23 protein-coding genes and 1 riboswitch are annotated in these 21464 nt (G+C 43.8%); of the genes, 20 read left to right on the plus strand and 3 right to left on the minus strand.

The genetic code is table 11. The features are described from left to right. Positions 1-41: 41 nt before the first annotated feature. The 7 genes from dgoD to QNH36_RS11390 all read left to right on the plus strand — a co-directional run bounded on the left by dgoD (position 42) and on the right by QNH36_RS11390 (position 6593). Complete coding sequence (gene dgoD / locus QNH36_RS11360; RefSeq protein ID WP_283905268.1) at positions 42-1190, plus strand: galactonate dehydratase; 1149 nt, start codon at positions 42-44, stop codon at positions 1188-1190. 13 nt (positions 1191-1203) lie between these two features. Then, positions 1204-2115, plus strand: a complete 912-nt coding sequence (locus tag QNH36_RS11365) for a dihydrodipicolinate synthase family protein (protein ID WP_283905269.1) — start codon at positions 1204-1206, stop codon at positions 2113-2115. After that, complete coding sequence (locus tag QNH36_RS11370) at positions 2112-3059, plus strand: U32 family peptidase (protein ID WP_283905270.1); 948 nt, start codon at positions 2112-2114, stop codon at positions 3057-3059. The genes QNH36_RS11365 and QNH36_RS11370 overlap by 4 nt, the downstream gene beginning before the upstream one ends. Before the next feature lie 69 nt (positions 3060-3128). Next, on the plus strand, positions 3129-4088 hold the full coding sequence (locus tag QNH36_RS11375; RefSeq protein WP_283905271.1) for a C-terminal binding protein: 960 nt from the start codon (positions 3129-3131) through the stop codon (positions 4086-4088). A 16-nt stretch (positions 4089-4104) separates the two neighbouring features. Beyond that, the gene (locus QNH36_RS11380) at positions 4105-4989 is read left to right on the plus strand and encodes a fumarylacetoacetate hydrolase family protein (RefSeq protein ID WP_283905272.1); all 885 of its coding nucleotides are present in this window, start codon (positions 4105-4107) and stop codon (positions 4987-4989) included. 2 nt (positions 4990-4991) lie between these two features. After that, a complete protein-coding gene (locus QNH36_RS11385; RefSeq protein ID WP_283905273.1) occupies positions 4992-5948 on the plus strand; it encodes a sugar kinase in 957 nt (318 codons plus the stop codon). Positions 5949-5963: 15 nt separating this feature from the next. Further along, positions 5964-6593 carry a bifunctional 4-hydroxy-2-oxoglutarate aldolase/2-dehydro-3-deoxy-phosphogluconate aldolase gene (locus QNH36_RS11390; protein WP_283905274.1) on the plus strand — a complete coding sequence of 210 codons (630 nt, stop codon included), beginning with the start codon at positions 5964-5966 and terminating at the stop codon, positions 6591-6593. An 11-nt stretch (positions 6594-6604) separates the two neighbouring features. Here the strand turns inward: QNH36_RS11390 and larC2 are convergent, their stop codons facing one another. Further along, the gene (larC2, locus tag QNH36_RS11395; RefSeq protein ID WP_283905275.1) at positions 6605-7060 is read right to left on the minus strand and encodes a nickel pincer cofactor biosynthesis protein LarC2; all 456 of its coding nucleotides are present in this window, start codon (positions 7058-7060) and stop codon (positions 6605-6607) included. A gap of 62 nt (positions 7061-7122) precedes the next feature. Between larC2 and larB the strand changes: the two genes are divergently transcribed. Genes larB through larE form a run of 3 tightly spaced genes read left to right on the plus strand, consistent with a single transcriptional unit; the run spans position 7123 to position 9462 of the window. Next, positions 7123-7863, plus strand: coding sequence for a nickel pincer cofactor biosynthesis protein LarB (gene larB, locus QNH36_RS11400; RefSeq protein ID WP_283905276.1), 741 nt, complete (start codon positions 7123-7125; stop codon positions 7861-7863). Between the two features lie 28 nt (positions 7864-7891). Continuing rightward, complete coding sequence (gene larC / locus QNH36_RS11405) at positions 7892-8614, plus strand: nickel pincer cofactor biosynthesis protein LarC (RefSeq protein ID WP_283905277.1); 723 nt, start codon at positions 7892-7894, stop codon at positions 8612-8614. 17 nt (positions 8615-8631) lie between these two features. Further along, the gene (gene larE / locus QNH36_RS11410; protein ID WP_283905278.1) at positions 8632-9462 is read left to right on the plus strand and encodes an ATP-dependent sacrificial sulfur transferase LarE; all 831 of its coding nucleotides are present in this window, start codon (positions 8632-8634) and stop codon (positions 9460-9462) included. 124 nt (positions 9463-9586) lie between these two features. Here the strand turns inward: larE and QNH36_RS11415 are convergent, their stop codons facing one another. Then, the gene (locus QNH36_RS11415; RefSeq protein ID WP_283905279.1) at positions 9587-10126 is read right to left on the minus strand and encodes an HXXEE domain-containing protein; all 540 of its coding nucleotides are present in this window, start codon (positions 10124-10126) and stop codon (positions 9587-9589) included. Positions 10127-10220: 94 nt separating this feature from the next. Beyond that, complete coding sequence (gene shc / locus QNH36_RS11420) at positions 10221-12107, minus strand: squalene--hopene cyclase (protein ID WP_283905280.1); 1887 nt, start codon at positions 12105-12107, stop codon at positions 10221-10223. 116 nt (positions 12108-12223) lie between these two features. Between shc and QNH36_RS11425 the strand changes: the two genes are divergently transcribed. From QNH36_RS11425 to QNH36_RS11470, 10 genes are all read left to right on the plus strand, one after another. Then, positions 12224-13357, plus strand: coding sequence for a DUF2515 family protein (locus QNH36_RS11425; protein ID WP_283905403.1), 1134 nt, complete (start codon positions 12224-12226; stop codon positions 13355-13357). Between the two features lie 195 nt (positions 13358-13552). After that, positions 13553-13751, plus strand: a riboswitch (cobalamin riboswitch). A gap of 175 nt (positions 13752-13926) precedes the next feature. Continuing rightward, the gene (locus tag QNH36_RS11430) at positions 13927-14895 is read left to right on the plus strand and encodes an ABC transporter substrate-binding protein (protein ID WP_283905281.1); all 969 of its coding nucleotides are present in this window, start codon (positions 13927-13929) and stop codon (positions 14893-14895) included. Further along, positions 14861-15664 carry an adenosylcobinamide amidohydrolase gene (locus tag QNH36_RS11435; RefSeq protein ID WP_283905282.1) on the plus strand — a complete coding sequence of 268 codons (804 nt, stop codon included), beginning with the start codon at positions 14861-14863 and terminating at the stop codon, positions 15662-15664. The genes QNH36_RS11430 and QNH36_RS11435 overlap by 35 nt, the downstream gene beginning before the upstream one ends. After that, the gene (gene cbiB / locus QNH36_RS11440; protein WP_283905404.1) at positions 15661-16644 is read left to right on the plus strand and encodes an adenosylcobinamide-phosphate synthase CbiB; all 984 of its coding nucleotides are present in this window, start codon (positions 15661-15663) and stop codon (positions 16642-16644) included. The genes QNH36_RS11435 and cbiB overlap by 4 nt, the downstream gene beginning before the upstream one ends. Then, complete coding sequence (cobD, locus tag QNH36_RS11445) at positions 16601-17677, plus strand: threonine-phosphate decarboxylase CobD (protein ID WP_283905283.1); 1077 nt, start codon at positions 16601-16603, stop codon at positions 17675-17677. Before cbiB ends, cobD begins: the two co-directional genes overlap by 44 nt. Beyond that, positions 17656-18237 (plus strand): bifunctional adenosylcobinamide kinase/adenosylcobinamide-phosphate guanylyltransferase, encoded by a 582-nt coding sequence (locus tag QNH36_RS11450; RefSeq protein WP_283905284.1) that lies wholly within the window; start codon positions 17656-17658, stop codon positions 18235-18237. The genes cobD and QNH36_RS11450 overlap by 22 nt, the downstream gene beginning before the upstream one ends. Beyond that, the gene (locus QNH36_RS11455; RefSeq protein WP_283905285.1) at positions 18234-19736 is read left to right on the plus strand and encodes a cobyric acid synthase; all 1503 of its coding nucleotides are present in this window, start codon (positions 18234-18236) and stop codon (positions 19734-19736) included. The genes QNH36_RS11450 and QNH36_RS11455 overlap by 4 nt, the downstream gene beginning before the upstream one ends. Further along, positions 19723-20508 carry an adenosylcobinamide-GDP ribazoletransferase gene (gene cobS / locus QNH36_RS11460; protein ID WP_283905286.1) on the plus strand — a complete coding sequence of 262 codons (786 nt, stop codon included), beginning with the start codon at positions 19723-19725 and terminating at the stop codon, positions 20506-20508. Before QNH36_RS11455 ends, cobS begins: the two co-directional genes overlap by 14 nt. Then, complete coding sequence (locus tag QNH36_RS11465) at positions 20466-21095, plus strand: histidine phosphatase family protein (RefSeq protein WP_283905287.1); 630 nt, start codon at positions 20466-20468, stop codon at positions 21093-21095. The genes cobS and QNH36_RS11465 overlap by 43 nt, the downstream gene beginning before the upstream one ends. Further along, positions 21029-21457 carry a bifunctional adenosylcobinamide kinase/adenosylcobinamide-phosphate guanylyltransferase gene (locus tag QNH36_RS11470; RefSeq protein WP_283905288.1) on the plus strand — a complete coding sequence of 143 codons (429 nt, stop codon included), beginning with the start codon at positions 21029-21031 and terminating at the stop codon, positions 21455-21457. The genes QNH36_RS11465 and QNH36_RS11470 overlap by 67 nt, the downstream gene beginning before the upstream one ends. Positions 21458-21464: the final 7 nt, after the last annotated feature.

Raw genomic sequence — 21464 nt, forward strand, 5'->3', positions numbered from 1 at the left:
ATAGAAATCTCCTTTTTATTCTAATGGCAGGAGGTGCCCATATGAAAATCACGAAACTTTCATTGTATAAAGTTCCGCCTCGCTGGCTGTTTTTAAAGATTGAAACAGATGAAGGCATATCCGGCTGGGGAGAGCCGGTTGTTGAAGGGCGTGCAGAAACAGTAAAGGCAGCAGTCACTGAACTGTCAGATTACATCATAGGCCGTAATCCCAATGACATTGAGGACATCTGGCAAACACTGTACCGCGGCGGATTTTACCGGGGCGGTCCGATTCTGATGAGTGCCATCTCCGGCATTGAACAGGCCCTCTGGGATATAAAAGGCAGGTATTATAAAATACCAGTCTATGAAATGCTTGGCGGCAAGGCTCGCCAAAAAATCAAAGTATATTCCTGGATTGGAGGAGACCGTCCGGCTGATGTCGCTGCTGCAGCAAAAGAAAAGCAGGAACAGGGCTTTCAGGCAATTAAAATGAACGCCTCCGAAGAAATGAACTACATAGACAGCTTTTCAAAAATTGACTCGGTAATTGAGCGGGTTGCATCGATTCGCGAAGCACTCGGCAAGGATTTTGGCATCGGAATAGACTTTCATGGCAGGATTCATAAAACCATGGCCAAATCCCTTGTGAAGGAGCTTGAACCTTACCGCCCGATGTTTATTGAAGAGCCGGTGCTACCGGAGAACAATGAGGCGCTGCGGGAAATCGCGCTCCACACATCCTGCCCGATTGCAACCGGGGAAAGAATGTACACGCGCTGGGGTTTTAAGCAGCTTCTGCAGGACGGATATGTAGATATTATCCAGCCTGATCTGTCACACACAGGCGGTATTCTCGAAGGCAAGAAAATTGCTGCGATGGCTGAAGCATATGATGTTTCCATTGCACCGCATTGTCCCCTTGGGCCGATGACGCTTGCTTCATCAGTTCATCTGGATGCTTCTACCCCTAATTTCATCATCCAGGAACAAAGCCTGGGGATTCATTATAATCAGGGCATGGATATTCTCGATTATATCAATAACCCAGAAGTATTTGCCTATAAAGATGGCTATGTGAGCATTCCTGACCAGCCGGGCCTGGGTATTGAGATTAATGAAGAAAAAGTGAAACAGGCAGCGGAAGTCGGACATGATTGGAAAAACCCTATTTGGCGCCATGCAGACGGCAGTATTGCCGAATGGTAAAGGAGGAGAAAGAATGAGCTTTAAAGGAATTATTCCCCCGGTTGTCACCTTGTTTGATGAGGCAGGAAATTTGGATCTGGATTTGAATAGAAAGTATCTTGATAAGCTGATTTCACAGAAAATTCATGGTATTTTGCTGATGGGCAGTTCTGGAGAGTTTTCTTCACTTACCATTGAAGAACGGAAGCTTTATGTCAGGGAAATGCTTAAACATATCAATGGCCGCGTAAAAGTAATGGTTGGTGTAGGCCATACCGCGCTCAAGGAGGTGCATGAACTAACCTCTTATGCAGAAGAATTTGGAGCAGATGGTGTGCTGGTTGTCAGCCCGTATTACTGGAAACTCTCAGATGAGCAGCTTTACCGCTTTTATTCAAGTGTTGCGAGCAATACTGAGCTGCCCGTATTTATTTATAATATCCCGCAATTAACCGGACAAAATTTGCCGGTTGAGTTAATCATAAAATTGGCTAAAGATCATTCGAATATTGCAGGGATTAAAGTAACTGTCGGTGATTTCGGTCATATACGCCAGGTAATCTCAAAGGTAAAGGAAGTTCGTCCTGATTTCCTTGTTTTCTCTGCATTTGATGAGCATATGCTTCCTGCGCTGATGATCGGTGCAGATGGAAGCATTAATGGCAGCTCTGTTTTTGCACCGGAAGTGTCAGTAAACCTGTATGAAGCCTATCAAAGAGGTGTTTTGGCAGAAGCGGAGAGAAACCATCAGATAATCTCCAGACTTATGGATGTTTACACCTATTGCCCGACGTTTTTTACAACCATGAAGGAGGCAGTTCACGTGCGATGGTTTGATACAGCAGCGGGACACCGTACCCCTTTTGATGTATATCCTGCGGATTTACGTGAGCAAGTTCAAAATCTATTAAAAACTATTGAATCGAAAGAAGGCGTCCAATTATGAAGGAATCACGCGATTTGCTTGAACAGTTAGGCTATCCATCCAGCGATTATCAAGAGTTGCCAACCTCTAACAAGAGATTCCCGGACGGTGCACAATACCGGATTGAGATACCAAGCGTTGAAGGGCCTGAAGCTTTAAAAGCCACGCTTGAAGAAATTGACCGTCTCGGATTAACGATTCACCGCGTCTCACAGGGGAGCGGTATTATGCTTCAAACAGATGAGGAAATCAAAGAAATGTGTGAGTTGACTGCAGAACGCGGTATGGAGCTAAGCTTATTCGTGGGTCCAAGGGGCACATGGGATATCAGTGCCTCATCTTTTACAACTGCAGGCAAATCGCAGGCTCTTCGCCATGAAGGGGCCGATCAGCTTGTATACGCAATGGAAGATCTAAAACGTGGTGCAGCACTTGGCTTAAGAGGCGCGCTTGTGGCTGATGAAGGACTTCTTCTTTTAACCAAAGAAATGAAAAAGAGAGGCCAGCTTCCGGAAGACTTTGTTGTAAAGGTATCTGTTCAAATGGGTTCGGCAAACCCTGTATCTATAAAGCTCATGCAGGATATTGGCGCCAATACCTATAATGTTCCTTCCGCATTGCCGCTTGCAAAGCTTGCAGCGATCCGGCAGGCCATTGATATCCCAATCGATCTTTATGTAGAGGTTCCAGATAATTTCGGGGGATTCCTGCGCTATTACGAAATTCCGGAAATCATTCGAGTGCTCGCTCCCGTTTATATTAAGTTTGGCCTTCGCAATCATCCGGATGTGTACCCTTCAGGAAAGCAATGGGAAAGCACGAATATCTCACTGGTAAAGGAACGTGTGCGCCGTGCCTCCATTGGCATTCAAATGATTGAACGCTACTATCCTGAAGCGGTAACTTCAAAGCTTGGTGCAGAAGGACTTGGTATTCCAAAGGCAGAAAAAACGTTAGCAAAATAGTATTTCAATCCCTGAAGCGGTTTTTTATTTAGTTCTGGGGATTTCTTCATATAATCGAGGGGTGAAAAAATGGCATTTACAGTACTTTTAACAGACTATGAATTTGATAATTTGAAATACGAGGAAGACGTTTTTGCAGAGAGCGGACTTGATATTGAATTCATTAAAGCCCAGTGCAAAACAGAAGAACAGGTCATCGAGCAGGCCAGACAGGCTGACGCCATCTTAAATCAATATGCGCCCATATCACGCCGTGTAATCGAATCGCTTGAAAACGCCAGGGTGATTTCCCGCTACGGCGTGGGGATCAACACGATTGATCTGGAGGCTGCCACTGAAAAAGGGATTACCGTTGCCAATGTTCCGGATTACGGGATGGAAGAAGTTTCGAACCATACATTGGCCCTTTTATTGTCATGGGCACGGAAAGTACCGCTATTAAATAATGAAGTAAAAAAAGGCAACTGGGACTTTAAAGCGTGTGTACCCATCCATCGTTTTAATGAACAGACAGTAGGAGTTCTAGGTTTCGGCCGAATTCCCCGCAGGTTCATTGAAAAGGTTAACCCTCTTGGCTTTAAACTGGCAGCATATGACCCATTCGTTTCTGCAGAGGATATGGCTGCAGTCGGAGTGAGAAAAATGGAGCTCGATGAGATTATCCGGGAAGCGGATTATTTATCTGTGCATGTACCGCTTGTCAAAGATACCTTCCATCTATTAAATGCTGTAAGGTTCAGCCAAATGAAGAAAACTGCTGTCATTATTAATACTGCCCGCGGTCCGATTATAGATGAAAAGGCACTAATCGAAGCGCTCGAAACAGGGATCATTGCAGGTGCTGCTCTTGATGTGACTGAAGAGGAGCCAATCAGCATCGATAGCCCTCTTCTTAATATGGACAATGTCATCATTACTCCGCACAGTGCCTGGTATTCCGAGGAAGCCATGGTAGAGCTAAGGCAAAAAGCTGCAAGAAATATCGTTCAGGTTCTAAAAGGTGAAAAAACACCTTATGCCCTAACGTAAGAAAGGATTGAAACTGATGAAACTAGCTGCTTTTTCCTTTCAATCTGAACACCATATTGGCGTCATTCAAGGTGAGAACGCCATTAGTTTAACCTTGCTCGGGGAAGATCTATTTCCAAAGTGTTTGAAAACCTTTATAGAGAAAAGCGATGAGCTGCTTCCGCTTGCAGGAAGGCTCATTGAACAAAATGAAAATCGCGACGCCGTTTTTCCGGTATCTGAAGTAAAAATTCTTCCGCCAATCCCAACCCCGGAAAAAATCATTTGTGTCGGTCTGAATTATATAGATCATTGCAGGGAAACCGGAATGGAGCCCCCAGCTTCGCCAGTGATTTTTTCAAAATATGCAAATGCAATTGTTGGGCACAATGACGCTGTGGAAATCCCCATTAATTCAAATGAGGTGGATTTTGAAGCAGAGCTGGCCGTTGTGATTGGCAAAGAGGCAAAGTGGATATCGGAAGAAGAGGCAGAGGAATATGTTTTTGGTTATACGATCATGAACGACATTAGTGCACGTGATTTGCAATTCAAAGATGGGCAGTGGTCCAGAGGGAAGACAGCTGACACATTTGCACCAACAGGCCCTCTGATCGTCACTAAAGAGGAAGCCGGTGATCCTCACAACCTTGCAATCTCTTTGGAACTGAATGGCGAAGTCATGCAAAATTCAAATACTTCCAACTTAATATTTTCCGTGCCGCAAATCATTTCATTCTTGTCGCAGTCTATGACGTTAAAGCCTGGCGATATAATTGCTACTGGAACTCCTCCAGGGGTCGGCATGGGCCGTACTCCCAAGGTTTGGTTAAAAGATGGAGACAGAATGAGTATTACCATTGAAAACATCGGGACATTATCCAATTACGTAATAGCTAATTCACAGAAAGAGGGCTGTTAGATATGGATGTCGTAACAATCGGGGAAACGATGGCACTATTTACACCGAATGAAGAGGGCATGCTTCGACATGCCCTTTCTTTTTCAATGAAATTTGGCGGGGCAGAGTCAAATATTGCCATTGGATTGAGTCGTCTAGGACATCGTTCCAGATGGATCAGCCGTCTTGGAGAGGATGAGTTCGGAGATGCGATGCTGTCATTCATCCGCGGCGAAGGAGTGGATGTTTCCTTTGTAACACGCGATCAAAGTGCTTCTACTGGAGTGTTTTTCAAGGAATTTAGACGACTGAATGATACGCGTGTCTATTACTATAGAAAAGACTCAGCCGCCAGCAGAATGGGTGCCGAATGGCTGGAAGAGGACTCCATTTCAGATGCTAAATATCTTCATATTACAGGCATTACACCAGCCCTCAGCATCTCATGCCGGGAAATGCTTGAAAAAGCAATCCTCATAGCAAAAGGTAATGGAACAAAAATCGTTTTTGATCCCAATCTTCGTCTGAAAATTTGGCGAGATGAGGAGGAAGCTCGCCAGGTTATAAAGAAATTTGCTTCTGAAAGCAATCTGGTACTTCCGGGGATTTCCGAAGCAGAATTTTTGTTTGGTAGGCTTACCCCAGAGGAATACGTTGAAAAATTTCATGATCTTGGCATTGAAACAGTCATTATGAAGTTGGGTAAACAGGGAGCACTCATTTCTTCTCCCTCTGTTCCAATGACGAGAATCCCGGGCTTTCTGGTCGAACGCGTCGTTGATCCAGTTGGGGCAGGTGACGCCTTTGCAGCTGGTGTTCTTTCAGGGCTTCTGGATGGAATTTCGCTTGAGGAAGCCGTGCTGCGGGGCAATGCGATGGGGGCGATGGTCACAATGGTGAATGGCGATGCAGAAGGCTTGCCCACTCGATCTGATCTTTCTTCCTTTTTGTCTGGCTGCCTGGATGATGTTACGAGATAAAAGGGAGGAAGATCAATGAGCAGGCTAGAAGAATTGAAAAAAAGCAAGATTGTAGCTGTTATTCGCGGTGCACGTCCTGATCAGATTTTGCCTATCGCATATGCACTAAAGTCAGGGGGTATCAGCGCATTTGAAATTACAGTCGAGACACCCAAGGTTTGCGCGTTAATTGAAAAAGTAAAAGAAGAGTTTGGAAATGAGGTCATTGTCGGGGCGGGAACGGTACTAGATGCCGAAACAGCACGTTCAGTAATCCTGTCAGGAGCTGAATTCATCTTTTCGCCAACAGTGAATGCTGAAACGATTAAGATGGCGAAGCGGTACGGTGTTCTCAGTATTCCAGGGGCTTTTACGCCAACCGAAATTCTTACTGCATATGAAAATGGAGGGGACATCATCAAGGTGTTTCCGGCGGATGTGCTGGGTGTTTCCTATTTTAAAAGTCTGAAAGGACCTCTTCCCCATATCCCATTGATGCCAACAGGAGGCATAAACGCCGAAAATATCCATGACTATTTTAGAGCAGGTGCTGTTGCGGCAGGTGTTGGAGGATCGTTAGTCAACCCTAAAAAGCTTAAATCTGAAAAGGATTATTCAGACCTTACAGAAAAAGCGAAACAATATTCCAACCTGGCGGTGTTTTAAATGGGAAGCTACTAATTTAATTGTTTCCACACCTCCTGAAAAACTAGTTTTAAAGGAATGCCGTGTTTGTCGGATATTGCTTTGCAATCGCTATATTCAGGGGCCTGCTGCACAACTTCACCCTGCAGTATACCCTGTTTCACAGAGACCGATCCCCAAGGTGTCTGAACCTCTTTAAATTGCCGGCCAAGCCGTTTTACAGAGAGTGGATAATATCTTACGCCAAGTGTGGTAGTCTCCCTGAAAATAATATCCATCATCTCAAACTTTTGATTATCCTGACACAAAACCTGAAGCATGGTGCCTGGCCGATTTTTTTTCATGTATATAGGAACATAAAAGACGTCATTTGCTCCAGCATCCAGCAATAAATCCATAACATGTCCCAGCCATTCACCAGGTATGTCATCCAGGTTCACTTCAATTTTAATCATTTCATGATCGATATGTTCTTGACCATGCTGCATCTTTTACAGGCCTCCTTGGATTGAATTTTCCGAGATTAAGAGATAAAGAAAGGACGAAAGGAATGCAATCGTATACTACACATATTTTAACACAATTAAAAAATGGCTATCTTTCAATTGAGGAAGCAGAAGAACAATTACAGGGTTTTACAGATTACGGCTTCGCTAAAGTGGATGATGAACGTGAATTCAGACAAGGATTTCCTGAGGTCATATATGGAGCCGGAAAAACACCGGAGCAAATAGTACAAATTTTTAGGCACTTAGTGAATAAGGGTAAGACGGTTCTTGCTACAAGGGTGGCTGAGGGTGCTGCCGAAAAAGTCTGCAGGGAAGTTGAAGGGGCAGTCTACGATTCAGCGGGCAAAACACTCCTATACAAACCTGAGGACTACGAGCTGAAAACGGAAAAGAAAATTGGTGTCATTTGTGCAGGAACTTCTGATATTCCGGTGGCCAGGGAAGCTGAAGTGACGATTGAGGCTATGGGCCATCAATATTCAAGTTTTTATGATATAGGAGTAGCGGGAATCCACCGGCTGTTTGCTCAGCTGGAGGAAATAAAAAAGTGTGATGTTTTAATTGTTGTCGCAGGAATGGAAGGCGCATTGCCCAGTGTCGTAGGCGGGCTTGTTTCAACCCCTGTTATTGCTGTACCAACCAGTATAGGCTATGGTGCGCATTTAAACGGTATAACATCATTACTAAGTATGCTTAACACATGTGCTTCTGGCGTTACTGTTGTCAACATTGATAACGGCTTTGGCGCAGGCTATTCAGCCTCCTTGATGCTCAGAATATAAAGATAGAAAACAAAGGCAGGTATTTAAGGTGAAAATATTATATATAGATTGCGGTATTTCAGGTATAGCCGGGGATATGTCTTTGGCAGCTTTTACTGAATTAGGCGTTGATTTATCAGTAGTGGAGAAGAAGCTAAGGTCTGTTATTCAGGAGGAATTCTCTCTCTCCACAAAAAAGGTTGTTAAGAAGGGGATTGCCAGTACGGAGCTGATTATCAATACAGAAGAGGAAAAACATTCACATCGTCACTATACACATATAAAAAAAGCGATTGAAGAATCTGAGCTTGATCAACCCGAAAAAGAAACAGCCTTAAAGATGTTTGAAGTTATAGGAAAGGCAGAAGCAAAAATTCATGACAGCACTCTGGAAAAGGTGCACTTCCATGAAGTTGGCGGAGTAGATTCTATGATTGATATTATCGGAACTGCGATCGCTTATCATACTCTCAACATCGAAAAAGTAGTTTGCACACCTGTTGCTGCAGGTAACGGTTATATAAAGATTGCTCATGGCCTCTATCCTGTACCGGCACCGGCTACTTTGGAAATCCTAAAAGATATTCCGCTACGTGAAACAAATGTACAGACTGAATTAACAACACCTACAGGAGCCGCGATTGTCCGTACTCTCGCGAATGATTTCGGACCCATGCCTTCCATGAAGGTTAGGGAAATTGGGTATGGTGCAGGAACCAAAGATTTTATGTCACACCCAAATGTTGTTCGATTTGTTATTGGTGAACAATAAAAGGAGGAAGCCGTCAAATGGATATACATAACAGTCTAGTAAAAGAGGAAAAACTTAAAGAAATATTAATAGAGATGGAAAGAATAATTATCGCTTTCTCAGGCGGAGTGGATAGCACTTATTTATTAAAGGTTGCTTTGGATACCCTCGGAAAGGAAAATGTTCTGGCTATTACAGCAGATTCTGAGTCTTTTCCTCCGTCAGAGTTGAAAGAAACCATTCGTATCGCAAAAGAAATCGATGCTCCCCATCAGATTATTAAAATGTCGGAGCTTGCCATTCCTGGGTACACCGAAAATGACTCAAATAGGTGTTATTACTGTAAAAAAGGACTATTTGAAAACCTTTATCCTATTATGGCCGAAAAAGGTTATTACAATTTAACTTATGGTCTCATAAAGGATGATCTCGGTGAACACCGACCTGGCGTAAAAGCAGCAATGGAAAAAGATGTGAGAGGGCCTCTGGCAGAAGCGGATATTACCAAAGAAGATATTAGGATCCGTTCGAAGGAGCTGGGTCTTGATACATGGGATAAGCCTTCACTTGCCTGTTTATCCTCAAGAATCGCGTATGGTGAGAAAATCACTATTGAGAAGCTAAGAAAAGTTGATGAAGCGGAGCAATATATTAAAAGCTTCGGGATTAAACAGGTTCGTGTCAGAGTCCATAATGAGATTGCCAGAATAGAAGTGGATCCGTCAGATATGCAGCTTCTTCTTAAGTATAATGTTCTGGTCTCCGAGCAATTGAAGCTTATTGGCTATAAATATGTTGCCTTAGACCTTACTGGGTATAAAAGCGGAAGTATGAATCAGATGCTGAAGGGTATAACTGTTGAAGCTTAAATATATTGGACTGTGGAAAAGGAGTATTGAAAAACAGACAGGACTTTTCTGCCTGTTTTTCAATACTCCTTTTCCAATGAACCGAACCTTTATCAGATGGATTCGATAATATGTCCAAAACCAGTCATCGAATAAAATTACGCCCTAAAAGATTGCCAACCAGGAAAACCATGATCATGACCAAACTAACCGGAAGACTGGTGAGTATTATTTGCCAGTCCAAGAGTCCATATTGAGCCAAAAAATAATAGGTAACGAGGCAGTAAGGGATAAGGAGGAACAGGGACGTTATGATCCCAGGTGTATAGGCCCTGAACTTAATGCTTTGAACGATATGCATGGATGCCTGTAAAACAAATAAATTAAGAATGGCTGTAAACATAAGAAAACCTTCTCCGTTAGATGCAAACTTAGCGGTCATAACTGCAGTGAAGGAGATAATCAATAAAATCCATGTAGCTGAAACAGCAAGCTCGGCAGCGGTGGACCCTAACTTTTTCCTCATTGTTAATGTCATCTCGACGAAGTTGGTTTTCGGATATTTGTTTGCAGCCATGGAAGATTCAATGGTTATGATTTCTTCTAGATCATGGAAAATGAAAATGATAGGAAATAACCAGATTAATGTTTTCAGATCTAAAAAATGGTGGAGCGCCTCTAGCATCTTTTTCGCAACCTCCTTGTACTGTCATCTATTGTGAATTTTATGGGACAGGATTTAAGATTATGCCAAACAAGAGAGGTTATGAAAGTACGTGTTATTCACCAGTTAAGAGCTGTCCGCCAGCTATTTTTTGATAATGTGCCAAGGCAAGCAATGGAAAAACATATTCATAACAATGGTAATTGATATAAAAAGAGCCTGCCATACCTCTTCCTTTTGGGTAGGTCGTCGTCCATTCTTTTTCCTTCCTACCCACTAAAAAAGCTGCACCGTTTTCAATTTCAGGCGTAACTTCAGTGGCCGCGGAAATCAGTGTGTCAAGGGCCCATGCGGTATGCGTGCGGCTACTTTCGCCAAGAGGCACATAACGATTTTTGATATCACTTTTACACGATTCTCCCCATCCGCCATCGGGATTCTGGATTGACCGAAGCCAGGTTAACGCCTTTTGAATGGCTGGATGCTTTTGAGAAACTCCAACTGCAATCATTCCCGTTACAGCCGCCCACGTACCATAAATATACACACCCCAACGCCCCACCCAGGAGCCATCAGAATTTTGATGCCGCAATAGCCAGCGGATCCCATCTTTAATCATCGGGTGGTGAAAATCCAAATTGGTATAGTTGCCGAAGAACTCCAAAGTCCTTCCTGTTAAATCAACCGTGGACGGGTCAATCAATAAATCCTTTCCACCTTCTATCGGTAACAAGGTCAATATTTTCTTATCCACATTCTTTTCAAATGCCGCCCAGCCTCCGTCATTGTTTTGCATGGAAACGAGCCAGTTTACTCCACGGTCCCATGCCTGCCTGTAATCCACTTTTTCTGTGGCCAAAGTACGAATTGCCCTCAGTGCAGCGGTTGTATCGTCAATATCCGGGTGGAATGTGTTTAAGTCCGCAAATCCCCAGCCTCCTGGTAACAGGTCTGGAGCATGAATGGCCCAATCCCCGTATTTGAGGTGCTGACGGGAGAGGATGTATTGATTTGCCTTTTGAACAGTGTTGGAAGAATAGGGAATACCCGATTCTTGCAGAGCATAATTTATCAGGGTCGTATTCCAAACTGTAGCCGTCGTGTACTGGCAGTGAAGTTGTCCGTCAATCCGGGTGGCCGTTGCTTTTAACCCTTGCACTGCACGGGTAATCACCGGATGTGTAGTATGATAACCTCTAGCCATTAAGGCAAAAATCATCAGGGTTGTACAGCTGAAATAATTCAAGAAGGTGCCGTCAGGTTCGAGTCGGTCGAGCATATATTTTTCGGCACGATATAATGCCAACTCTCGAAGGTTTCCATGGGATTTCAATCCCTTAATCCCTTGTTTAATCCAATTGATCAGCGAGCGCGCATCTTCTTCTTGATCTTCTGTTAAAAAACGAACTTCTTTGTTTTGAAATAAATCGGAGAGATCGGGTGATCGTGGTGTTCGCTTACGGAAATTCGTATTGGCGAGTATCAAAAAAGGGATAAGGTTGGCTCTTCCGTATACGGAGAGGTCAAAAAGATTGATTGGGAAGGTGTCTGGTATAAGCATCACTTCAATATTAATGGGGAGGTGGGGCCACTCACATTGTCCTGTCAGGGCCAGCATGATTTTTAAAAACAAATGGACTTCCGAGGCACCTCCGTTGGCCAAAATAAACTTCCTGGCGGCCTGTATATCCTTGTCTTTTTTATTCCTGTAACCAGAATAAAGGAGGGCATAATAAGCTTCCACAGTGGATGTCAGATTTCCTTTTTCCTGGTCGTGAAACAGCTTCCACGACCCATCTTCCTGCTGTTCTCCGGCGATCCGATCCACCAATTCTTTTATGAATTCTTCATCTTTTATCTCCAACGTCCGTAATAAGATAATCATACTGCAGTCCGTTTGGATCCCTGTCTCGAAAGGATAATGCCAGGCACCGTTGTCTGATTGGTCCTGGATCAACTGATCAGCGATTCTGTTCATTTCCTTATATACCCGATGCCTCATATAACCGCTCCTCTCCTAAGTATTCATCTTTGTATTCATATTCCTTGTGCAAAATGAATATGCATTCCTTTGATGGGAATGAATGATCCACACAAAATGAACGTTTATGAAGGATGATGCCGTTCTTGCTTAAATCTTTCTCAGATGTAAAAAAAGAATTAAAGAAAAAGTCGAAAAAGAAAGCTTTCGGTCATCTGCCTGATTTATCAGAAAAAGATAAAGGATGGATTTATTTTATAAAAGAGCAGACGAGACAACTCAATCGAAACAATGTAACACGGACGCAGGCGTATTTTGATTTTTATCTTCAGCACCCTGAAATACATTGGGCATTTCTCGGACATATGGTATCGCGAAACGTCGGATGGAACATGACGGATTTAAAAGGGGAGTTGCTGACAAAGCTTTTATCTGATAAGGATCAGAAAGACTTTTTTTCCTTTTTGGAGCGCGGCAGCTGGTTGATATTTCAAGATGTGTATCCTCAATTTTTGATCTATGACCTGAGTGTGAGAGGCAGAAAGGAAATGTTCCATCTTTTACGTTATTTTCATGTTTCCACCTTCATGGAAACGATGTGGCGTTACTTTTGGAACAGTGGTGATCAAGCTGCATTGGCGTTTGCGATGGTGATCAATGAACAAAGCTATCTGGAAAAAAGATTGATCCAAAACCAGCATTATAAAAAAATCGTAACAGGTACGGTCAGCTTTAAAATGTACGATTTTTTGAATTTCAACAATATCATTTTTCCCTGTTGTGCCGGGAACAAAAAGGTGAAAGCTTCACTTAATGGCGGCACGTTGCGCTACTTCACTTCGCTCCACGAGAGAATTTTATTCGGAAAAAAGTTGTATTCGCTTCTTTTTCAGCAAGAAAGAATTCTGGCTCGGGTCTTGAAATGGGCCCATGAACACCCTCACACGGGCTCAAGAAAAGATTATTGGCCACATTTGTTTAATGATATCAATGAATCTTTTCCCCGTTCCCTTTATAAGCGACGGGTCAAGAATTGCGAGTTGAGAAAGGGGGCAGAGCGGCTATACAGCCCGCCCTTGAAATACGCCTGGCCGGATACCCCTCATGAAGAGGCAGAGAGCGGGGATTGGTTTGAGGATTGGCATGTACTCGATTATTTTCATAAGGAAGTCAGTGTGGATGGAGAGATTTTAACTAATTATTGCAAAACCATTGAAAAAATTGAACTTGCAGTCATGGCGAAGGAAGCCATTCTATTGCGAGAAGAATAATCAAACATGAGCAGTTTCTAAACAATATTAGGATAGTCATAACTTTAAAATCAAAAGGCTATATTGATGTCTTTTGATTTTTTATTTATGGTATCCTACTGCTTTTGACCCTTATTAAAATTTAATTTTAGATAATTTATCCAAATTCACACTTTTTTCGACATGAATTGTGTATAATTGAAACCAGCGGAAAATTTAATACATAAAGAATCTGGTGTCTGCTAGACGAATTTGAGTAGTTTAGAGACTTAATAGGGAAGTTGGTGAAATTCCAACGCGGTCCCGCCACTGTAACTGGGAGCTTCAAGCTTTATGCCACTGTACTGTTTGTATGGGAAGGCGCTTGATAGCAATGACCAGAAGCCAGGAGACCTGCCTGATTCTTCGCTTCACAACCTACGAGGATAGGAGGTGTTTGGGAACGATTCTGGCTTTTTATTAGAGGAACCGATACAAACATCTCCATGAGTAAAATGGAGGTGTTTTTTTAGTTTTATAGACCGATTTTTTTTGTTGTGCAAAAAGTTTGTTTTGAAAAAAATTGAGAAGATAATTCGGAGGAATGACAGATGAAGAAATTGAATGCATTTTTATTCGCACTATTATTAACAATTGGCGCATTGGCAGGGTGTGGTAATGCTGAGCAGTCCAACGCGGGAAAGACAAATAAAACTGAAACGGTTCAACAGGAAGAAGCAAAGTTCCCAGTGAGCATAAAGGATGGAACTGGACAAGAAGTCACAATCGAATCGAAGCCTGAAAAAATTGTTTCCCTGATTCCAAGCAATACAGAAATTGCATACGGGTTAGGTCTTGATGATCAAATTATTGGAGTTTCTGATTTTGATAATTTCCCTGAAGAAGTGGCCGAGAAAGAGAAAATTGGCGGAATGGAATTTAATGTTGAGAAAATCATTTCTTTAAAGCCTGATCTGGTCCTTGCACATGCTTCAGGTGCACATACGTCTGGTGCTGGCCTCCAGCAGCTTAAGGATGCCGGAATCACTGTCCTGGTAGTCAACGACGCAACGACATTCGATGCAGTCTATGAATCGATCAGCATGATTGGTACTGCCTTAGGTGAACAGGAAAAGGCCGATACTTTGATTGCAGACATGAAGAAAAAGATTGAAGAAATCAAAACACAAGCAAAGGAAATCAAAGAAGAAGACAGAAAGTCCGTATTTGTTGAAGTATCACCAACACCGGAAATTTATGCAGCTGGCAAGAAAACCTTCATTGACGAAATGCTGCAAATCATTAATGCGGATAACACTGTAAAAGAAGAAGGTTGGCCAAAGCTGGACCCAGAGGCCATCATTAAGAGTAATCCGGATGTGATCATCACGACGCATGGATACTATACCAATGAGCCGGTGAAAAATGTGATAAGCCGGAAAGGCTGGGACAAGATCACTGCAGTAAAGGAAAACCGCGTGGTTGATGTTCATTCCGATAAGGTGACAAGAACTGGGCCGAGATTGACAGAAGGAGTAGAGGAGCTTGCCAAAGCCGTTTACCCGGATGTTTTTAAATAATTTGCAGAAGATCACAAAAAAGCTGGCACAGTCAATGGCTGCTGCGCAGGAAATAGGCTTGAATCCAGCAGGCTGCTCAGATGAACCAGCACAAGTAAAAATAGGAGAAAATCATCTTAAGATGAAGCAAGATTACATTGTCTTGAATTCTCCACTCCCATTAAGAACGATGTCTTCAGGAGTTGTCGGAGCGGGAACCGGCTGGTACAGCACTTTTGTAAACCGGCATGTGGACAAAGGGTATGACTGCAGCGACCATAGGGAAGAAATGATCCAATATTTGAAGGAGCAGGGATTACAGCCTGAAGATACGGTCGGGATGATGACGGCAGTCATGCTAGAAGATGTATCCTATAAGCACTATCAGGCAGAAGGATTTTCAATCTTTATCGTTGTTACGGCAGGTGTTGGAAACGCTGTAGACGCCACGAAAAGCAGTGAGTATTATTCTTTTGATATGTCGCCTGGAACGATAAACATTTGGATATTCGTCAGCGGAGAACTGACTGAGGAAGCTTTCATTCAGAGCATCATGACAGCTACTGAAGCGAAGACAAAGGCGCTTCACGATCTGGAAATAAGGGATAAGCTATCAGGGTCAGTGGCAACAGGTACATCCACTGACAGCATCCTGGTTGCCTCAACACAGCAGGGGCAAAAAATTGACTACGCCGGCACGATTACTCCCCTGGGACGAATCATTGGCAGGGGAGTCCATGAATGTACCGTGGAAGCAATCAGGAACAGCAAGAAAAGGGTGAAGACATGATCTTTAATCACCTTATCGCCGTGACACTGGCGGTCATTCTTGATTGGTATATTGGTGATCCGCCTGACTGGCCGCATCCGGTGAAATGGATGGGAACGCTTATTTACAAATTAGACAGTAGAATGAATAGAGGCAGCGGCAGAAAAGCCAAAGGAATGGCAATGGTCGCTGCCGTCCTGTTAATTGTTGGAGGCATCGGTGTTCTGCTTACATCATTCTTTTACTTCCTGCATCCCTTAGCAGGAATCCTGTTGGAAGCTGTGATGATTTCGACTGCAATTGCTCAAAAAAGCCTGATAGAAGCCGGATTATCGGTCTATTATCCACTTGCAGACCATGATTTGAAAGAGTCGAGGCATAAGCTATCCTGGATTGTTGGCCGTGATACAGAGCAGCTTGAAGAACCAGAAATTGTCCGGGCTGCTGTCGAGACGGTTGCCGAAAATACGAGCGATGGCATCACAGCCCCACTATTCTGTGCCGTAATTGGCGGTGCACCGCTTGCGCTTATGTATCGGGCAATTAATACCTGTGATTCGATGGTCGGATATAAAAATAATCAATACTTGGACTTTGGCTGGGCATCGGCAAAACTTGATGATTTGGTGAACTGGGTGCCAAGCAGGATTACTTCACTTTGTATGGTCATGATGAACCGCCCGCTTTACATCACAAGAATGGCAGCCTGGAAAATGGTCAGGCGCGATGCCAAGAAGCACCCGAGCCCAAACAGCGGCTGGGGCGAGGCAGCGGTGGCAGCCATATTGGGTGTCCAGCTCGGGGGCACAAATTATTATAAAGGGATTGTTTCAGAACGCGCTGCGATGGGCGAAGCACTAGTTATATTAGAGAAAAATCATATTTTAGCAGCAAACAAAATAGTAACAGCGACTGTTCCGCTTTTTCTGGCAGTGCTGTGGCTTGGGGGGATTCTTGTTGAAATGGCCATCTCATGGTGCCAATCCACACTATTTATTTGAAGCAATGAATCTGCCGGTTCCAAAGGAAAAGCTGGATTTCAGCGCCAACATTAATCCGCTTGGTCCGCCTCCTGTGTTAAAAGAGAATTGGTTTCGGCTTCTTGAGTCTGTTATGGAGTATCCAGATCCACATGGGACGATTTTAAAAAGTAAGATTGCAAAAAAAGAAGGATTGCACGAAAGCCATGTCCTGCTTGGGAATGGTGGTGCTGAAATCATTTCGCTGATTGGCAGGATGCTTGCTGGAAAGCGGGCGGTGATTGTCCAGCCTTCTTTTTCGGAATATGAAGAAGCTTGCAGGGTGAGTGGCTGCCATGTGCAGTATCACAAGCTAGATGAGGGATGGGAATGGAGGGATGATAATTTAAATGCAAAGCTAAAGAGCGCAGATGCTTTATTTCTTTGCAATCCCAATAATCCAACTGGAGTGTATTATTCAAGGTCCACTATCCTTTATTTGCTGGAGGAGTGCAGGAGGCATCAATGCTTGCTGATCTTAGATGAGGTGTTTTACGACTTCCTTGGAAAATACGAATCTATCACACATAACATAAAGGAATATCCTAATCTGCTCATCATCCGTTCGATGACAAAAATGTTTGCAATACCTGGATTGAGGCTTGGCTACTTGCTTGCAGATCCAGTTGTCATTAGCAAGATAGCAGCATTCCAGCCGCATTGGAGCACAAATGCGATTGCCCTGAAAACAGGTGAATGGTGTCTCGACAGTGAATCATACATAAAAGAAACGAGGGCCTTAATCGAGCAGGAAAGAACGCGGCTTTTCCATTTCTATCAGAAACATGGCCTGCTGGTGTCCCAATCCAGAGTGAATTTTTATCTGTTGAAGGATCCATCTCTTGAAGACCAGCATTCCTTCCTGCAATACCTGCTTCATAGAGGAATAATCCCAAGACATACTGTGAACTTTCCTGGGCTTGAAGGAAAATGGCTGCGATTTGCCATCAAGGGACCTGAAGCTAACGACAAATTGATGGGGGAGGTGGAAAAATGGCTGGACAGTCGTCTTTGATTTTTATCAGCGGCGGTGTTCGCAGCGGCAAAAGCCGTTTTGCCGAGGTCCTTGCAGGAAGAATGGAAACCGAATATTCCGGACAGTTGCACTACGTCGCTGCAGGGCAGCCAGGTGATGTGGAAATGAGAGAGAGAATCATGCGGCATCAACAGGACCGTGAACTCAGCGGGCTGAAATGGAGAACATGGGAAATCCCAAGAAATCTATCTCCGCTTTCAACACTTCTGACTAAAAATGATATTGTCCTGCTGGATTGTCTAACCACGCTGTTGAATAATGAATTTTTTCATGAAGATGGGCAGTGGGAAAAAGCTGACTTCCCGAAAATGATTGTTACAAAGGTCATGAATGAACTGAGGCAAGTGGCCCAACAGGCAAGGACATTTATCGTTGTCAGTAATGAGGTCTTAGGGGAAGCAATAGGCGATGGTCGGCTTGTCTTCACTTATGCTCAGGTCCTTGGCCAAATCCACCAAGCTCTTATAAAAGAGGCGGATTATGCATATTTAGTTGAAGCTGGGCTGCCGATTTTAATGAAGGGAGAGGGTTCTCCATGAAAGGGATTATGGTTCTGGGCACAGCATCTGATGTGGGGAAGAGCCTGATTGCCACCGCAATCTGCCGGGCCTATGCAAAAGAAGGCGTTCGAGTAGCGCCGTTCAAGTCGCAAAATATGTCCAACAACTCGTATGTCACCTTTGATGGAAAGGAGATCGGCAGAGCCCAGGGGATCCAGGCAGAAGCAGCAAGGACAGAGGCGACGGTATGGATGAACCCTATTCTCCTAAAGCCGAGGTCCGACCAGGATGCTGAAGTAATCTTATTTGGTGAAGTGGCGAATACCTTATCCGGAAAGGCATACAGAGAGACTTTTTACGAACGGGGACTTGAAGCCATTTCTTTCGCTTTTGAAAAGCTTGACGAAGAGTATGAAATGATTGTGATGGAGGGTGCAGGCAGCCCGGTGGAAATTAATTTGAAGGACCGTGAGCTTGTTAACATGAAAGTCGCGGAAATCGCCGATGTTCCCGCTGTACTGGTAGCGGATATTGACAGGGGCGGGGTTTTTGCCAGCATTATCGGCACTTTGGAGCTCATGTCCCCCGAAGAAAAAGCGAGGGTAAAAGGCTTGATTATCAATAAATTCCGCGGAGACCGATCCTTGTTTGAAGACGGAATAAAATGGCTGGAATCCAGGACAGGGATTCCTGTTCTCGGTGTTCTTCCATTTCTAGAATACCATATGATCGATGGCGAGGATTCTTTGTCGATTCCATCTCGCAAACACAGCTCAGGTCTTGATATTGCAGTGATTAAGCCGCCATATATATCAAACTATACTGATTTAGAGCCTTTTTATCTAGAAGAAGGTGTTTCGGTCCGTTGGGTCGATTCACTGGAAGAAATAGGAGTACCTGACGCCGTGATCTTGCCTGGCACAAAAAGCACTATCAAGGACCTTCAAAACTTTAAAAGAGCAGGGATTGACAACTGGCTCCGTGATTATGCAGATAGTGGCGGTTTTATCGTCGGGATTTGCGGGGGATATCAAATGCTTGGCGAGAAGCTCATTGACCCATTCGGCAGTGATACCGGTGCTGTTTTTTTCGTAGAGGATGGATTAGGTATTATACCAGCGGAGACTACTTTTTCCAGGGTAAAAACAACCTCCAGGGCAGAAGGAGTGATTCATCCCTTGATAGGAACCGCACTTTCAGCAGCAGGTTACGAAATCCATTTAGGAGAAACTGAAATGACTTCAGCACACCAGCCACTATTGTTATTAGAAGAAGGCAGAGCGGAGGGATTCTATGGGAGTGATGGCCGAGTCATTGGCACATACCTTCACCATCTATTTCACAATGATGAATGGAGAAATCACTGGCTGAATTCGATCAGAAGTGCCAAGGGACTGCCAGTGCGAGATCCGGTCTATATCAGCAGGCAAAAGGAACAGAAGTATGATGAACTGGCTAGCCATCTTGTGAAACATCTTGACTGGAAGAAGCTGAAGGAAATATCTGAACAATGGAGAAGCAGACATGAAATGGTTTAAAGGGCTTCTGATCAACCTGCAGTTCTTCTCGACGATTCCAATTCCTGTGGAATTGCCGATGGACAAAAAGCATCTTGAGAGAGCAATACAGACATTTCCTCTGCTTGGGCTTTTGCAAGGTGCCGTTTATTCAGCTATTCTCTTTGCGATTGTAGAGTGGAGTCCGTTTTCGGATTTAGCGGGTGCCTTTGCAGTATGGCTGGCTTACAATATTTTAACCGGAGGAATCCATCTTGATGGGTGGATCGATTCAAGTGATGCCTATTTTTCTTACCGCGATCAGGAAAAACGTTTAGAAATCATGAAAGATCCCAGGACAGGGGCGTTTGGTGTCTTGTCCGTAATTATGCTTTTGAGTGCAAAGTTTTTCTTTATTTACGAAATTGCAGGTATGCTGCACAATGCTACTTATCTGCTAGCAATTGCTATTCCATTTCTCGCCCGGATCGTGATGGGGACCCTTCTCGTTACTGTCAGACCCGCCAAAAATGAGGGGCTTGGCGCATTATTTAATCATGCTTCTTCAAAAACAACGTTATGGATTTACCCTTTATATCTTTTTGGGTTTGTGGGAATCCTGCTTTTTTACGGATTATATATTGGCGCGGCCAGCTATTTCACTGCAGTCATTTTCATTGTGATGTTCCTTAAGAAGAAAATTATTGAGTGGTTTGGCGGAATGACTGGAGATACGCTTGGAGCCAGTGTCGAATTGACGGAGGTTTTGCTGTGGATGATATTGTGGCTATTGCATTATTTCGCCATGGGATGACTTTGGAAAATAAACGTAAGGCGTACCTGGGATGGACGGATTCAACTCTGGTCCCGGGACAGGTTTTAACCAAGATTCCCGGGGTCTTTGATTGGATTTTTACCAGCGATCTTGGCAGATGCAGAGAAACAGCTAAAATCCTCTTTCCCAAAAATGAACCAGAGATTTCACCTGAGCTCCGGGAAATGAATTTCGGGGACTGGGAAGGAAAAACATTTGACCAGCTGAAGAAGGATGTCATGTACCAAAATTGGCTGGATGAACCTTTCAAGGTATCTCCTCCAAATGGTGAATCTTTTTCTGCTTTTACTCTGCGTGTAGAGAAAGGTTGGAACGAAATTACTAAAAGGTTCCTTGAAAATCGTATCCAAACAGCTGCACTCGTCACTCATGGAGGAGTGATCCGTTATTTACTGACGCGGTATGCTACTGAAGAGAGAAAGTTTTGGGACTGGAACATTCCTTATGGCCAGGGCTATCGATTAACCTGGAGCAGAGAGGGTTTAAGGAGGGGAGAAAGGTGCATTTCGTTACAGGAGGTGCCTTCAATGGAAAATCAAAATGGGTCAGAGAACAATATCAGTTAGAGGACCTGGAACATACTTGGATTTCTGCTTACAAAGGGGAGAAAATCCCTGATCTTAATAGTAAGAAAATCATTGTTCTGGAAGGCATCGAAGTGTGGATTCGAGAAGTGACGCGAAGCATTTCGGCAGACTCAAGCCGGGAAAAATGGCAGTCACTTATTCAAGAGTGGATGAAGTGGGAAAGTATGGACGACAAACGGAAACTGATACTGATTGGGAATGACATTTCAAAAGGAATCGTTCCCATTGCACCCGAAGAGCGATTGTGGCGCGACGCAACAGGATGGGTTTACCAGGATCTTGTATCAGATGCTGAACGGGTTGATGTGATCTGGTATGGAATCAGTCAGAAACTAAAATAAAGGGGAA

It is taken from the genome of Mesobacillus sp. AQ2, assembly GCF_030122805.1.
GTDB classification, from domain to species: domain Bacteria; phylum Bacillota; class Bacilli; order Bacillales; family Cytobacillaceae; genus Mesobacillus; species Mesobacillus oceanisediminis_A.

Excerpts from the sequence above, each read along its gene's own strand:
- dgoD (WP_283905268.1), top strand. The coding sequence starts at position 42 with ATGAAAATCACGAAACTTTCATTGTATAAAGTTCCGCCTCGCTGGCTG.
- QNH36_RS11365 (WP_283905269.1), top strand. The coding sequence starts at position 1,204 with ATGAGCTTTAAAGGAATTATTCCCCCGGTTGTCACCTTGTTTGATGAG.
- QNH36_RS11370 (WP_283905270.1), top strand. The coding sequence starts at position 2,112 with ATGAAGGAATCACGCGATTTGCTTGAACAGTTAGGCTATCCATCCAGC.
- QNH36_RS11375 (WP_283905271.1), top strand. The coding sequence starts at position 3,129 with ATGGCATTTACAGTACTTTTAACAGACTATGAATTTGATAATTTGAAA.
- QNH36_RS11380 (WP_283905272.1), top strand. The coding sequence starts at position 4,105 with ATGAAACTAGCTGCTTTTTCCTTTCAATCTGAACACCATATTGGCGTC.
- QNH36_RS11385 (WP_283905273.1), top strand. The coding sequence starts at position 4,992 with ATGGATGTCGTAACAATCGGGGAAACGATGGCACTATTTACACCGAAT.
- QNH36_RS11390 (WP_283905274.1), top strand. The coding sequence starts at position 5,964 with ATGAGCAGGCTAGAAGAATTGAAAAAAAGCAAGATTGTAGCTGTTATT.
- larC2 (WP_283905275.1), bottom strand. The coding sequence starts at position 7,060 with ATGCAGCATGGTCAAGAACATATCGATCATGAAATGATTAAAATTGAA.
- larB (WP_283905276.1), top strand. The coding sequence starts at position 7,123 with ATGCAATCGTATACTACACATATTTTAACACAATTAAAAAATGGCTAT.
- larE (WP_283905278.1), top strand. The coding sequence starts at position 8,632 with ATGGATATACATAACAGTCTAGTAAAAGAGGAAAAACTTAAAGAAATA.
- QNH36_RS11415 (WP_283905279.1), bottom strand. The coding sequence starts at position 10,126 with ATGCTAGAGGCGCTCCACCATTTTTTAGATCTGAAAACATTAATCTGG.
- shc (WP_283905280.1), bottom strand. The coding sequence starts at position 12,107 with ATGAGGCATCGGGTATATAAGGAAATGAACAGAATCGCTGATCAGTTG.
- QNH36_RS11425 (WP_283905403.1), top strand. The coding sequence starts at position 12,224 with ATGCCGTTCTTGCTTAAATCTTTCTCAGATGTAAAAAAAGAATTAAAG.
- QNH36_RS11430 (WP_283905281.1), top strand. The coding sequence starts at position 13,927 with ATGAAGAAATTGAATGCATTTTTATTCGCACTATTATTAACAATTGGC.
- cbiB (WP_283905404.1), top strand. The coding sequence starts at position 15,661 with ATGATCTTTAATCACCTTATCGCCGTGACACTGGCGGTCATTCTTGAT.
- QNH36_RS11450 (WP_283905284.1), top strand. The coding sequence starts at position 17,656 with ATGGCTGGACAGTCGTCTTTGATTTTTATCAGCGGCGGTGTTCGCAGC.
- QNH36_RS11455 (WP_283905285.1), top strand. The coding sequence starts at position 18,234 with ATGAAAGGGATTATGGTTCTGGGCACAGCATCTGATGTGGGGAAGAGC.
- cobS (WP_283905286.1), top strand. The coding sequence starts at position 19,723 with ATGAAATGGTTTAAAGGGCTTCTGATCAACCTGCAGTTCTTCTCGACG.